Source organism: Roseateles sp., assembly GCF_019237615.1.
In the GTDB taxonomy this organism is placed as follows: Bacteria; Pseudomonadota; Gammaproteobacteria; order Burkholderiales; family Burkholderiaceae_C; genus Pelomonas.
Genome location: NZ_JAFAGT010000080.1, coordinates 1 through 12,467, shown reverse-complemented (window position 1 = coordinate 12,467; position 12,467 = coordinate 1). Strand labels below are relative to the sequence as shown.

General features: G+C 66.1%; 13 protein-coding genes and 1 tRNA gene. 9 read left to right on the top strand and 5 right to left on the bottom strand.

What is annotated here, in order from left to right; genetic code table 11:
• Positions 1–50: 50 nt before the first annotated feature.
• The 8 genes from JOY88_RS15830 (at position 51) to JOY88_RS15795 (ending at position 4,503) form a co-directional block, all read left to right on the top strand.
• Positions 51–482: a hypothetical protein gene (locus JOY88_RS15830; protein ID WP_293503594.1), complete on the top strand. Its 432-nt coding sequence runs from the start codon at positions 51–53 to the stop codon at positions 480–482.
• A 130-nt stretch (positions 483–612) separates the two neighbouring features.
• Positions 613–960 (top strand): antibiotic biosynthesis monooxygenase family protein, encoded by a 348-nt coding sequence (locus JOY88_RS15825; RefSeq protein ID WP_293503593.1) that lies wholly within the window; start codon positions 613–615, stop codon positions 958–960.
• On the top strand, positions 957–1,334 hold the full coding sequence (locus JOY88_RS15820; protein ID WP_293503592.1) for a hypothetical protein: 378 nt from the start codon (positions 957–959) through the stop codon (positions 1,332–1,334). Before JOY88_RS15825 ends, JOY88_RS15820 begins: the two co-directional genes overlap by 4 nt.
• Before the next feature lie 35 nt (positions 1,335–1,369).
• On the top strand, positions 1,370–2,302 hold the full coding sequence (locus tag JOY88_RS15815) for a branched-chain amino acid transaminase (protein ID WP_293503591.1): 933 nt from the start codon (positions 1,370–1,372) through the stop codon (positions 2,300–2,302).
• A gap of 11 nt (positions 2,303–2,313) precedes the next feature.
• Positions 2,314–2,529, top strand: coding sequence for a zinc-finger domain-containing protein (locus JOY88_RS15810; protein WP_293503590.1), 216 nt, complete (start codon positions 2,314–2,316; stop codon positions 2,527–2,529).
• Positions 2,530–2,541: 12 nt separating this feature from the next.
• On the top strand, positions 2,542–2,997 hold the full coding sequence (locus tag JOY88_RS15805) for a YybH family protein (RefSeq protein WP_293503589.1): 456 nt from the start codon (positions 2,542–2,544) through the stop codon (positions 2,995–2,997).
• An 11-nt stretch (positions 2,998–3,008) separates the two neighbouring features.
• Entirely contained in the window at positions 3,009–3,974 is a 966-nt protein-coding gene (locus JOY88_RS15800; protein WP_293503588.1) for a YheT family hydrolase, read from the top strand.
• A 13-nt stretch (positions 3,975–3,987) separates the two neighbouring features.
• Complete coding sequence (locus tag JOY88_RS15795) at positions 3,988–4,503, top strand: DUF2946 family protein (RefSeq protein WP_293503587.1); 516 nt, start codon at positions 3,988–3,990, stop codon at positions 4,501–4,503.
• Positions 4,504–4,568: 65 nt separating this feature from the next.
• Here the strand turns inward: JOY88_RS15795 and JOY88_RS15790 are convergent, their stop codons facing one another.
• Positions 4,569–5,108, bottom strand: coding sequence for a c-type cytochrome (locus tag JOY88_RS15790; protein WP_293503586.1), 540 nt, complete (start codon positions 5,106–5,108; stop codon positions 4,569–4,571).
• A gap of 143 nt (positions 5,109–5,251) precedes the next feature.
• Here JOY88_RS15790 and JOY88_RS15785 point away from each other — a divergent pair.
• Positions 5,252–5,327, top strand: a tRNA-Arg gene (locus tag JOY88_RS15785).
• Positions 5,328–5,985: 658 nt separating this feature from the next.
• Here JOY88_RS15785 and JOY88_RS15780 read toward each other — a convergent pair.
• The 4 genes from JOY88_RS15780 to JOY88_RS15765 all read right to left on the bottom strand — a co-directional run bounded on the left by JOY88_RS15780 (position 5,986) and on the right by JOY88_RS15765 (position 12,078).
• A complete protein-coding gene (locus JOY88_RS15780) occupies positions 5,986–7,164 on the bottom strand; it encodes an IS91 family transposase (RefSeq protein ID WP_293503585.1) in 1,179 nt (392 codons plus the stop codon).
• 10 nt (positions 7,165–7,174) lie between these two features.
• A complete protein-coding gene (locus JOY88_RS15775; protein ID WP_293503584.1) occupies positions 7,175–8,050 on the bottom strand; it encodes a tyrosine-type recombinase/integrase in 876 nt (291 codons plus the stop codon).
• Positions 8,051–8,372: 322 nt separating this feature from the next.
• Positions 8,373–10,721, bottom strand: coding sequence for a hypothetical protein (locus JOY88_RS15770; RefSeq protein WP_293503583.1), 2,349 nt, complete (start codon positions 10,719–10,721; stop codon positions 8,373–8,375).
• A 715-nt stretch (positions 10,722–11,436) separates the two neighbouring features.
• Positions 11,437–12,078 (bottom strand): RpiB/LacA/LacB family sugar-phosphate isomerase, encoded by a 642-nt coding sequence (locus tag JOY88_RS15765; RefSeq protein WP_293503582.1) that lies wholly within the window; start codon positions 12,076–12,078, stop codon positions 11,437–11,439.
• Positions 12,079–12,467: the final 389 nt, after the last annotated feature.

Genomic DNA, 12,467 nt, shown 5'->3' with positions numbered 1-12,467 from the left:
CGCCGGCACCAACTCTGCTTAGGATGGGGCTTCGCACCGGAGACCCCCTCATGTCCGACCCCGCAGAGCTCAGGCAATTCGCCCGCACCGACTTCCTCGCTGCCCAGCACGATGCCGACTCCCTGCCCGGCTGGGTCTTCAAGCCGGTGCATTTCAGCCAGGGACCGGCCGGCCTGGTGCTGAACATGAGCGACGGCGGCCTGCAGGTGCTGACAAGCGCGGCCGAGCCGCTGGCCGATTCGCGCTACGAGGTCGTGCTGCTGCTGGGCCGCTCCGACATGGACTGCGACGACGAGCAGGTGTCCTGGTTCAACGGCGTCGTCGAGCGCAAATGGTCGCGGCCCGTGCCGCGCCTGGGCATCCTGCATGGCCTGTGCTTCACGGCGCGCAACTCCACCGCCGAGCAGTTCCTGGCCAGCCACCAGGCGGCTCTTGAATCCGGCCAGTGGGTGCGCTGCGTGCTGCTCAAGGTACCGAGCTGAAGCCCTCGCCCTCGGCGTGCCTTGGCCGGCCCGCCGAGGGGGCGGCATGGGAACGGCCCGGCGCTCGGCCTGCACTTCGCACCGCTGAGCTCCGTGGCAGGATGCGCGCCTGAAGCTTTCGCCATCCGCCATGAGCCCCCTGCCCCCGCCCCCTTACTACGCCGTCATCTTCACCAGCCAGCGCACGCCGGTCGATGCCGGCTACGGCGACATGGCCGACCGCATGGTGACCCTCGCGGCCGAGCAGCCCGGCTTCCTGGGCGTGGAAAGCGCCCGCGGGGCGGATGGCTTGGGGCTGACGGTCTCGTACTGGCGCAGCCCCGAGGACATCGCCGCCTGGCGCCGCAACGCCGAACACAGGATCGCGCGCGACACAGGCCGCAGCGACTGGTACCAGCACTACAAGCTGCGGGTCGCCAAGGTCGAGCGCGCCTATGCCTGGACGCGCGAGGACGGCAACCGGGACCCGCAGGCATGAACCCCTGGGTGGGCGCCGGACTGGCGCTGGCGGCCCTGGTGCTCGGCGGCGCGCTGCTGGGCTGGCAGGGCGTCATCTTCGCGATGACGGGCATCGTCTTCTGGCTGCTGCTGCAGATGTCGCGACTGATGCGCGTCATGAAGATGGCGGGCGCGGCACCCATGGGCTCGGTGGGCAACGCCGTCATGCTGGCCGCCAAGCTGCAGACGGGCATGAAGCTGGTCGACCTGATCAGCCTGGCCGGCAGCCTCGGCGTCAAGCAGGGGCCCGAGACCTTCGTCTGGCGCGACGCCGGCGGCGACTCGGTGGAGGTGGTGCTGAAGAAAGGCCGGCTCGCCGAATGGCGGCTGACCCGGGCGGACGGCTCTTCGTAAAATCGCCGGTTTTCACCCGGTACCTGGAGTCATCGATGCTTCCCGCCCCCCTGCACGACCGCGACGGCAAGATCTGGATGGACGGCGAGCTCGTCGACTGGCGCGACGCCAAGATCCATGTACTGACCCACACGCTGCATTACGGCTGCGGCGCCTTCGAGGGCGTGCGCGCCTATGACACCGTCAACGGCACGGCCATCTTCCGCCTGCAGGAGCACACCCAGCGCCTGTTCAACAGCGCCAAGATCCTGCGCATGAAGATCCCCTTCTCCATGGAGCAGGTCAACGAGGCGCAGCGCGAGGTCGTCAAGGCCAATGGCCTGAAGAGCGCCTACCTGCGCCCGCTGATCTGGATTGGCTCTGAGAAGCTGGGCGTCAGCCCCAAGGGCAACCAGGTGCATCTGATGGTGGCCGCCTGGAGCTGGGGCGCCTACCTGGGCGAGGAAGGCATGAAGCGCGGCATCCGCGTGAAGACCAGCTCCTACACCCGCCACCACGTCAACATCACGATGACGCAGGCCAAGACGGTGTCCAACTACACCAACTCCATCCTGGCCAACATGGAAGCCACCGAGGACGGCTACGACGAGGCGCTGCTGCTGGACGCCTCCGGCTTCGTCTCCGAGGGCGCGGGCGAGAACCTGTTCGTCATCAAGGGCGGCGTCGTCTATACGCCCGACCTGTCGGCCGGCGCGCTGAACGGCATCACGCGCAACACCATCTTCTCGATCTGCCAGGACCTGGGCCTGAAGCTGGTCGAGAAGCGCATCACCCGCGACGAGGTCTACATCTGCGACGAGGCCTTCTTCACCGGCACCGCCGCCGAAGTGACGCCCATCCGCGAACTGGACCGCATCGAGATCGGCAGCGGCTCGCGCGGCCCCATCACCGAAAAGATCCAGGCCGCCTTCTTCGACATCGTCAACGGCCGCAACCCCAAGTACGCCCAGTGGCTGACCGCCGTCTGAAAACCCACATCATGATCACCACCCAAGCCCCCGCCGCCATCGTCGAAGTGACCGCCAAGGACTGCCAGGACAACGGCAGCGTCTTCTGCCCCAACCCCAAGATGCCGCTATGGAGCTCGCACCCGCGCGTCTTCATCGACTTGACCCACGGCGGCCAGGGCCAGTGCCCCTACTGCGGCACGGCCTACAAGCTCAAGGCCGGCGAGGTCGTCGGCGGCCACCACTGAGTCCACGCCCACATGCCTCGCGCATCCGCCCCGCAAGCCGCGCTGCTGGCCTCGCCTGACGACACCGAGGCCCAGTTCTACGAGGCCCTGCAGCACGCCGACCTGGACCATCTGATGGCCTTGTGGGCGGATGACGAGGAGGTCGCCTGCGTGCACCCAGGCGGCCCCCGCATCGTCGGGCTGCCGGCCATACGCGCCGCCTTCGAAGCCGTGTTCCAGCGCGGGGCCGTCAACGTCCACCCCGAGCGCGTGCGCCGCCTGCACAGCGGCGACTGCGCCATCCACCATGTGCTGGAGCGCGTGCACCTGCACGCCGAGGGCCGGACCGCCGCGCCGACGGCCTGGGTCATCGCGACCAACGTCTACCTGAAGACGGCATTGGGCTGGCGCCTGGTGCTGCACCATGCCAGCCCCGGCAGCGCGGGTGACGTCCAGGAGCTCGTCGCCGACGCCGGCACCCTGCACTAGGAGTCAGGCGCATGCAGTACCGCGCCCCCCGCTGGCTGCCCGGCGGCCATGCCCAGACCATCTGGCCAGCCCTCTTCAGCCGTCAGCATGACGGCGAGCCGCCGAGCTGGACGCGGGAGCGCTGGGACACGCCCGACGGCGACTTCATCGACGTCGACTTCCTGGCCGGCGCCCCCGCCGGGGCGCCGCTGCTGGTGCTCTTCCACGGCCTGGAGGGCGACCGCACCAGCCACTCAAGCGTCGCCTTCGCCAGCGCCGCCCGCGCGCGCGGCTGGGCCATGGCCCTGCCTCATTTCCGCGGCTGCTCGGGCGAGTTGAACCGCGGCCCGCGCGCCTACCACTCCGGCGACTACGAAGAGGTGGGCTGGATCCTGCAGCGCCTGCGCGCGCGCCACGGCGCGCTGCTGATGGTCGCGGGCGTCTCCCTGGGCGGCAACGCGCTGATGCGCTGGGCCGAGGAGGCCGGCCAGGCCGCGGCCCAGGTGGCCCGGGCCGTCGGCTCCGTCTGCTCGCCCATCGACCTCGCCGCCGCCGGCGCGGCCATAGACCGCGGCTTCAACAGGCAGGTCTACGCGCGCCGGTTCCTGCGCACCATGATCCCCAAGGCGCTGAGCAAGCTGCAGCAGCATCCCGGCCTCTTCGATGGCGAGCGCCTGAAGCGCGCAACGACGCTCTACGAGTTCGACAACCTCTTCACCGCGCCGCTGCACGGCTTCCGGAACACCGAGGATTACTGGACCCGCGCCGCCGCCAAACCGCACCTGTACCGCATCCGCATCCCGGCCCTGGTGCTGAACGCGCTCAACGACCCCTTCGTGCCCAGGGGCAGCCTGCCTCATGCAGCCGAAGTTGGCCCCCATGTGACACTTTGGCAGCCTGGTCATGGCGGCCATGTCGGCTTCCCCGCGGGGCGCCCGCCGGGCCATCTGCTGACCATGCCCGAGCAGGTCTGCGACTGGCTCTGGACGCAACGCTGACCCCGAGGTGCCGATGGACCCCATCGTCGAAGCCGCGCTGAAGAAATGGCCTAACGTGCCGCATTGCCACGGCTGGCTGGCACTGGACGCCCGCGGCGACTGGTACATGCGCGACGAGCGCATCCAGCACGCCGGCCCCTTCCCCGCGGTCAAGGGCAGCCGCATCGAGCACGACAAGCTGCGCGCCTTCATCGAGCGCAACTATGCAGCCGACGCGACCGGCTGCTGGTTCTTCCAGAACGGCCCGCAGCGCGTCTACGTGGAGCTGGAGGCCACGCCCTGGATCTGGCGCCTGCAGCCCGACGGCCGCGTGCTGAGCCACACCGGCGCCGCGGCCCACGTGCAGTCCAGCTGGCTGGACGAGGTCGGCCGCCTCTACCTGCTCACGGATCTCGGCCCAGGCCTCGTGCACACGGCCGACATGGGCCTGGCGGCCGACGCCGTCGAGCAGGGCCGCTGGCAGCCGCAGACGCTGGCTGCCGCCGAGCTGCCGCAGCGCTTCGGCTTCGTGCGCCGCCCCCTTCCCTGAACCGGCCCGACGTAGATGCGACAAGGGCTGCCGAGGCAGCCCTTGCATCTCTCAAACACCGTGGCTCACTGCGCAGCCGAAGCAGCCGGGGCCGGCATCTTGGGCTCGTCGAACTTGGCACCGCCGTTGTTGGCCATGTAGACGACCGCGCGGCCGATCTCGAAGTCGCTGAAGTCGCCGCCACCTTGCGGGCCCATGTTGCCCTTGCCGGTCAGCGCCGAATGCACCAGGGCCTCGAAGCCGCTCTTGACGCGCGGGCCCCAGGCCGCGGCGTCGCCCAGCTTGGGCGCGCCGGCGGCGCCAGTGGCGTGGCAGGCCGCGCACTGGGCCTGGAAGACCTGCTCGCCCGTCTTCATCGCGCCGGCGTCGCTGGCATCCTTGACCTCGACATGGCCGATAGGCGCGATGCGCGCGGCAACGGCCTGGGCATCGAAGGCACCGGTGCCGGCGGCCGGCTTGTGCTCGGTGGTGACGTAGTTGGCCAGCATGATGATGACGATCACCGGCACCACAAAGGCGAACAGCACGGCCCAGGCGAGCTGCTTGGGAGTCTTGATCGGGCCGGTGTGGGCGTCGTCGTGGTCGTGATCGTGGCTGGCGCTCATGGATTCCTCTTGGCTATCCTCGTCGGACGGTTTTCTTGTGTTCATGCCCGCGCGGTGCGTGGCACGAAAAGCGCGCGAATTATAGGCAGCCGGTATCGCCGCCCAGGGCAGGACAGACCCTCGCTGCTAGAATGCATGGCTTCGCGCCCGTAGCTCAATGGATAGAGTACTGCCCTCCGAAGGCAGGGGTTGTTGGTTCGATCCCAACCGGGCGCGCCAAACGTAGGCCATGCAAGTCACTGACTGTGACTTAACCCATACCTTGGCCGGGATGGCCAAAGTTAAGTTCAATCCACTCCCGGCCAATCTTTGCTTCACGGATCGCTGATTCCTCAGCGATCCCTACGGCTTGGCGCGGTCCGCAGAACTCCCAGCTTGCCCGGACGTTCAACTCACTAGGTAAATGTGTGCGGACACGTCCCGCGGCCTTCCCGCCAATGCCGGCGGGCGTCGCCCGCCTGTTGGCCACACCCTGTTTCAGTTGGCCGTTTCGCCGCGGACGGATTGAGTTTAGGTTTGTCCGACACCTGCCCGTCGCGCTGTGCAGGTCTGCGCATCAAGCCGACTTGAGGGCAGGTGTTGGATAAACCTCTAGGGAGGAAACCGCGGCGCATGTGGCAACGGTTGTCGAGGCCTCGTTGCTATGGCGATTCGGCGTTGAGGCCGCGCCGACGCGACGCAGTTGTACGCACGTCGACGGCCGCGAAGGACGCGAGGCCGCTGTCTGAGCGGGTGCGATGGCCTCTCGCATGCCGTGGTGCGTGGCTCGCCCACGTCGTTGTACCCGGGTCACCACCCAACGACACAAGCTCGCCCCGCACAGGCTTGCGATGAACAAGGGCCAGTGCTTGCTGGTGCCAGATCGTCGTGCCTTTGCTCATGATGGAGGCGCGCGGATCGAGGCTCGCTCGCGCGGGACGAACTCGACGATGAGCATTGGCTGCCCGCAGTGCCGGCAGACGAAGGCCGGCGCTCGCGCCGCCGGCTCGCCGGTGGGTACTTCGACCTTGGCCTGCAGCGCGGTACGCGCCAAGGCCAGGCAGTCGCGCCGGTTGCCATTGGCCAGCAGGCCGTAGTGCCGGATGCGATGGAAGCCCCCGGGCAGCACATGTAGCAGGAAGCGGCGCATGAACTCCTGGGGCGCCAGCGTCATGGTCTTGTGGCGCACCCTCCCCCTGGCATCGCCCTTGGCGCGGTAGTCCTTCCAGCGGAAGGTCACGCCGCCTGCATCCGCAGCGACGAGGCGACTGTTGGAGATGGCCACTCGGTGTGTGTAGCGCGACAGATAGGCCAGCACCGCCTGCGGCCCGGCAAACGGCCGCTTGGCATAGACCACCCACTCACACCGGCGCATCGGCGCCAGCCAGTCGGCGAAGGCCTTGGCGTCCTGCAGCGCCGCGTGCTCGCCGAAGAACTGCAGCTGCGCGGCGCGATGCAGCTGTTCAAGCCCTTCGAGGAAGCGCCGCCGGAACAGCCGCGAGAGCACGCGCACAGGCAGGAAGAACCCCGGCCGGCAGGCCACCCAACTCTTGCCGTCGGGTGCCAGACCGCCGCCCGGCACGATGCCGTGCACATGCGGGTGATGCGTCAGCGCCGAGCCCCAGGTGTGCAGCACCAGCGTGGCGCCGATGCGCGCGCCCAGATGCTTGGCGTCAGCCGCGATGACCTGCAGCACCTCGGCGGCCATGTCGAACAGCAGGCCGTAGATCGCAGCCTTGTTCTGATACGCGATGTCCGAGATTGGCGCAGGCAGCGTGAAGACCACGTGGTAGTACTCGACCGGCAGCAGATCATCCTGCCGGGCATCGAGCCAGCGCTGCGCCGCGTTGCTCTGGCACTTCGGGCAGTGCCGGTTGCGGCAGGAGTTGTAGGAGACCTGATCGGTTCCGCAGCCGTTGCAGTGCAAGACGTGACCCCCCAGCGCCGCACTGCGGCACTGCTCGATGGCCGACATGACCTTGAGCTGGCCCAGGCTCAGGTGGCCGCGCTGGGAGGCTCGCCAGGCAGGACCGTGGATGCGGAAGATGTCGGCGACCTCCAGGGCGGGCCGCCCCACGACGTGGGCCTCACGACGGTGGCAGGTTCTCCAGGGGGCTGATCACTTCGCGCAGCAAATCGGTGGCGACGTGGGCGTAGATGCTGGTCGTCTCCAGCTTGGCGTGTCCGAGCAAGACTTGGATCACACGGATGTCGACCCGCTGCTCCAGCAGATGAGTCGCAAATGAGTGACGCAGCGTGTGCATGGACACGCGCTTGTCGATCTTGGCCGCATCGGCGGCGGCGTGGATGGCGCGGTTGAGCTGACGGGTGCTCAGTGGGTCCATCGGATCCATGCCCGGGAACAGCCAGCCGTTGCGCAGGATCTTGCCCTGCGCATGGCCCACGCGCCACCACACGCGCAGCCGCTCCAGCAGGATCGGCGGCAGCATGGCGTAGCGGTCCTTGCGGCCCTTGCCTTGCTCCACGCGCAGGGTCATGCGCTGGCTGTCGATGTCGCCGACCTTCAGCGAGATCACCTCGCTGGCACGCAGCCCGGTGCCGTAGGCGAGCGACAGCGCCGTCTGGTGCTTGAGGTTCCAGGCCGCCGCGATCAGGCGGGAGACCTCCTCGCGGCTGAGCACCACGGGCAGCGTGCGTGGCACGTGCACGGGCTGCATCTTGAGCATCAGCTCGGGGCGAGACAACGTGATGTCGAAGAAGAACTTGAGCCCGGTGATGGTCGCGTTGAGCGTGATGGGGGAGACCCCGCTGTCGACCAGGTGCAGTTGGAAGTTGCGCAGGTCTTCTGCCGAGGTGGTGTCAGGCGAGCGTTGCAGGTAGGCGGTCAACTTGCGCACAGCACGCACGTAGGCTTGCTGGGTCTTGGGCTCCAGCTTGCGCATGCGCATGTCGTCGAGCATGCGCTGACGCAGCGGGGAGGCTGATTGAGTCGTCGAGTCCATGGTTGCTGCTCCGTCGATGAACGAGGCGGATTGCCTCGCCCATCAACTTCGCAGAAACCGCCCTGCAGCGAACCATCACACCGTGGCCGGAGCGGCTACCGCGTGAGCGGTTTAGTCCACAGGCTGAAACCGGACCTCGGTGCCGGGTCGAACAGCCGGCGGCTTCCGACCCGCTCTTGACCTCCACCGCACACCAGACTGGTCGCCGCAAATCGGCCACTCGGTCTCAAGAGTCGCTGCGAGAACAGATCGCGTTTGGCCCTGGCACGTCCTCCAAGGGTCGCCTTGAAAGGCGCTGACAGCGAGCGTAGGCGTAGTCAGGTTAGCGAGGCAAAACGGTCAAGCTCGGCTGGTACTTGAGTCGAATGTCATTGCTCTGGCCACCCAGTTTGAGTCTGATGTCCTCAAACGTACCACCCAAATAGACCTGCGTGTCCGACAAGCTGATCGAGTTCACGTAGCCGTTGTCGAGCATCACTTTGAAAGAGCCGACTTCACCGGTGGTCTTCATCGACGACACGCCAACGGATTCGACCACGCCGTCACCGCCACTTGCGATATACAAGGTGTCGCCCGCCCCGACGATGGCCCGTGGCGCCGCTCCCAGAGCAATGTTCGAACCCCACGGTTGCAATGCGCCATTGCCCTTGTCTACTGCGGCCCAATACCAGCGGACCTGACCGCTTACGTTGCCAAACTGCCCAACGAAGTACAAGGAGCGCCCCAGCAGTGCCATCGAGTTGACGGTTGGGAAATTGACGCCGTTGACGCTGTAGGTTACGCCCGCATCCCAGGGCAAAAGCGCACCAGAAGTCGAGTCGAACGCTGCGAGGCCTCCCCTGTTTTGACCCGCAATCGTGCCGAACTGACCCCCAACGTAAACGATGGAATCCGAAACCTGGATGGCATTGATCGTTGACGAGGTGGCGTCGGGCGCCCAGGGTTTCAATGTCCCCGACAAGGCGTCAAAGGCCGCCAAGTTCTTTCTTGGCTGTCCGTTGACACTATCAATGCCCACTCCAGCAACGTACAGCGTTCCATTGCTGACGTTCAGGACCCGTACGCCCCCGGTCATCACAGGGTTCCATGGGAGCACGCTGCCGGTGCTGGTGTCAACCTTGGCCAAACCGCTGCGTGGGACGCCGCCAATTACCGTGAAGTTGCCAGCGACGTACACGTTTGTTCCGTCGACCGCCAGCGCAGCCGTGGTTGGCGGGAATCTGGGGTCTGCAAATACGGGTTGAGGGTTCCAGGCGGTCAGAGCCCCCGTGGCTGTATCGATGGCCGCCAGCCCGTTACGAAGTTGCCCACCTAGCAAGCTCATCTTTCCTCCAGCCCACACCGTGTTTCCCACGACGGTAAGACTCTGAACAGTGGCGCCTTCGGAATCTATCCAGTTGCGAGGTGCTCCGGTTTTCTTGTCTATGGCTGCAAAGCGCTGAACAGTTTGTGAATTGGGTAGTGCAAACTGCCCAGCCAGGATCACCGAATCAGCAGTCACCGCGAGCGCCGAGACCGTTGGTCCTTGGTACGCATCCAATGTCAATGAAGGTGACCACGGCAAGGCTGCTCCCGATACTGCATCCAGGGCGGCTATCGAGGCCCTCTGTGCTCCACCAGCAGTTGAGAACTCACCACCAACGTAAACAACAGCACCATCTACGGCGAGGTCATAGACGTTCACGATACCGTTCGGCGACGCCAGTGCGGCATCCCAAGAAAGTGCCGCTCCTGAAGTTGCATCCAACGCTGCAACCGACATCCGGTTCTTGCCGCCCATGGCGGAGAAAGTGCCGCCAACATAGACAGTGGAACCCGAGGCGACAATACGCCGAATATCAGGCGTGTTGTTGTCACGACGCGGCTCAGGCGACCAGGCAGCCAGCGTACCCGTCGTGCCATCTACTGCCGCCAAACAGGTGCGCTTGACACCGTTTACGACGTCGAAGGTTCCCCCGAAGTACACCGTGTTGTCCAGCGATGCGATTTGTGCCACCGGACCGTTAAGCGCAACTTGCCAAGGTCGGATGGCGCCGGTCGAAGCGTCAAGCGCGGCCAAGCCGAAAGCCCCGCCAATGTAGAGAGTGTTTCCGATCAGCGCCAGCCCCTTGACGGCACTGCGCGGCTGCGCAATAAAGGTAGTGTCAAGCGTTCCGTCGGATCGGAGCTTCGCGAGATTATTTCGCGCCACACCCGCCACGCTGCTGAAGTTCCCCCCGATGTACCAGCCCCCGTTACCGTCGGGCAACTGAACCGCCACTTGACCATTCACTACCGCGTGAGGCTTCACCGCAGCGGTAGTTGCGTCAAGGGGGACGAAGCTACCGCTGCGCTTGCCAACGCGCGTAAACGCGCCGCCGATGAAGAGGGTCTTTCCATCGGCGGAAAGCGCCGTCGTGAGCACCTCTCCGTTGGTTACCCAACTAATTTCGCGACTGCAGTCAATCACGACATTGGTGACGTTGCCGCTTGCGACGGAGCCCGAGCCGTTAGCCGTGCTGCAGTTCTTTCCATCAGGCGATAGTCCGACCGTTGCCGCGTATGCACTTCCGGTGGGCAACGGTGTCGGGAAGACGAAGTTCCCATTTGTAGAGACGGTCTGCCCGTCAGCGCCGTTGTTCAGAACGCCAACGGATTCACCGTGCCCCAGCCCAGCCACGGTTCCACCCACGGTGTAGTTCGAAGGCGTAGGTGTCGGGGTGGGGGCCGGTACGGGACTAGTTCCACCGCCCCCACCGCCACAGGCGCCTAAGACGAGAGCGACTGAGATCACTGCCCCACACCAAACCATTCGACCCCGTGCTGTCCTAAGCGGATTGGCTGACAGGCGTGGCAGCGCCGCGCAGGCCAAAAGAGTCCATCTCATTTGTGTTCCTCCCTCTTGTGCGCAAGATACTACCTGCCGACGAAGCTAGGTCCGTTTGCGCATTCGTGAGTGCAACCGTTTGAGGGGAATCCTAATGCCGACGAGGGACGTCGGCCGAGGTCGGCGCGAAGGACTTCTCACGCTGCCTATGTCCAGATCGACGGGCACCCTTGGGTCTGATCACCCCGCCAGGCAAGGCCTGCGGCATTCCGATCCGAGGCAACTGCGCATAGTTGCGATCTCGACATAGGCAGCGTCATGCGCATATGCGCATGACGCTGCGGAGCGGCCTCCTGGTCGCGGCCAGCGAGCCGGTCAGCACAAACAGGCAGGCCGGTCAAACGCGGCCGGCGCCTGCATTCGGGAGCGTCCCGGACGGTCGGGAAGCAATCAGGCCTTGCAGCGGCGCGCGGCGCCCATGGCCAACAATTCCCGACGCGACGTCAGAGAGGTCAACAGTCGTTGCCGGCGGGCACCCCCGCCGTTCGGCGGCAGAGGGGTCCCGGCGGCATGCCGCCCGTCAGGCGCCCAGCACGCCCTTGATGTGGCTGGCGATGGCGTCGTCCTGGCAGTTCGTGAAGAACAGCTCCTGGAACTTCTCGCCCGACACGGCGGCCTTCAACAGGTCCTGGTCGACGCTCTTCAGCACCGTCAGCATGTCCTTGCACGAGGCGGCCTTCAGATCCTTCAGGATGCCACGGTTCTTGGCCATGATGGCGGCGCGCTCCTTGGGGTAGCCGGCGCCACGCTCGTTCTCCAGCAGCTTGCGGTAGCAGTCCTGCAGGTTCAGCTCGGCGGCCCAGCCGAAGCCCTTGGCGTAGGGCATGGACATGGCGTTGCCGTCGTTGATCTGGCCGAAAAGGAAGGCGTCGGTCGGGTCGATGACCAGGCCGCAGAACACGCCGGGCATGCTGTTGCAGGCCAGCATGGAGCCCATGCCGGTGCCACAGCCGGTGATGACGAAGTCGGCGGCCTTGGAGTTCAGCAGGATGCCGGCCAGCAGGCCGTTCATCACATAGGTCAGCGAGGCCTTGTCCTCGGGCGTGTACATGCCGTAGTGGTGGACGCTGTGGCCCAGCGGCTCGGCCACGGTCTTGAGCGCGTTGTGGACGATCTCGGACTTGGCGGCCTGGCTGTTCTCGATGATGAGGGCGATCTTCATGGCGGGTGGCTTTCGGAAACTGGAGCGGAAAGTGGCGAAGCGCGGGCCACGGCAGCAAGGCCGGCATGGCCTGCGCGGGCCGACATGCCAGGTGCCGCCCCGAGCTCGGGCAAGACGGCATGGTCCGAATCAGCGACCTGGCCACCGCGCATCCCTGCAGTGAGATGCCGGCGCGGACGCATTGTGCCCGTTATTGGAACGATGTTTCAGAAAACTCCACTCAAACCCGAGCTCGTTGTGAGGGCTCAGAGCCTGAGAAGCATTTGATTGCCGTTAGCCGAGTGGCTGGCGAGCCATGGGATGCAGTTGCCCGCGATGTGCTGGCGGATTCGGGAGATCGGGGTCGGCGCAGGGTCTACAAGGGCCGCCCCGCGGGCCTTCGGGGCGCG

Bases quoted from the DNA above. Each gene is read 5' to 3' on its own strand.
- JOY88_RS15830 (WP_293503594.1), top strand. From the start codon at position 51: ATGTCCGACCCCGCAGAGCTCAGGCAATTCGCCCGCACCGACTTCCTC.
- JOY88_RS15825 (WP_293503593.1), top strand. From the start codon at position 613: ATGAGCCCCCTGCCCCCGCCCCCTTACTACGCCGTCATCTTCACCAGC.
- JOY88_RS15820 (WP_293503592.1), top strand. From the start codon at position 957: ATGAACCCCTGGGTGGGCGCCGGACTGGCGCTGGCGGCCCTGGTGCTC.
- JOY88_RS15815 (WP_293503591.1), top strand. From the start codon at position 1,370: ATGCTTCCCGCCCCCCTGCACGACCGCGACGGCAAGATCTGGATGGAC.
- JOY88_RS15810 (WP_293503590.1), top strand. From the start codon at position 2,314: ATGATCACCACCCAAGCCCCCGCCGCCATCGTCGAAGTGACCGCCAAG.
- JOY88_RS15805 (WP_293503589.1), top strand. From the start codon at position 2,542: ATGCCTCGCGCATCCGCCCCGCAAGCCGCGCTGCTGGCCTCGCCTGAC.
- JOY88_RS15800 (WP_293503588.1), top strand. From the start codon at position 3,009: ATGCAGTACCGCGCCCCCCGCTGGCTGCCCGGCGGCCATGCCCAGACC.
- JOY88_RS15795 (WP_293503587.1), top strand. From the start codon at position 3,988: ATGGACCCCATCGTCGAAGCCGCGCTGAAGAAATGGCCTAACGTGCCG.
- JOY88_RS15790 (WP_293503586.1), bottom strand. From the start codon at position 5,108: ATGAGCGCCAGCCACGATCACGACCACGACGACGCCCACACCGGCCCG.
- JOY88_RS15775 (WP_293503584.1), bottom strand. From the start codon at position 8,050: ATGGACTCGACGACTCAATCAGCCTCCCCGCTGCGTCAGCGCATGCTC.
- JOY88_RS15765 (WP_293503582.1), bottom strand. From the start codon at position 12,078: ATGAAGATCGCCCTCATCATCGAGAACAGCCAGGCCGCCAAGTCCGAG.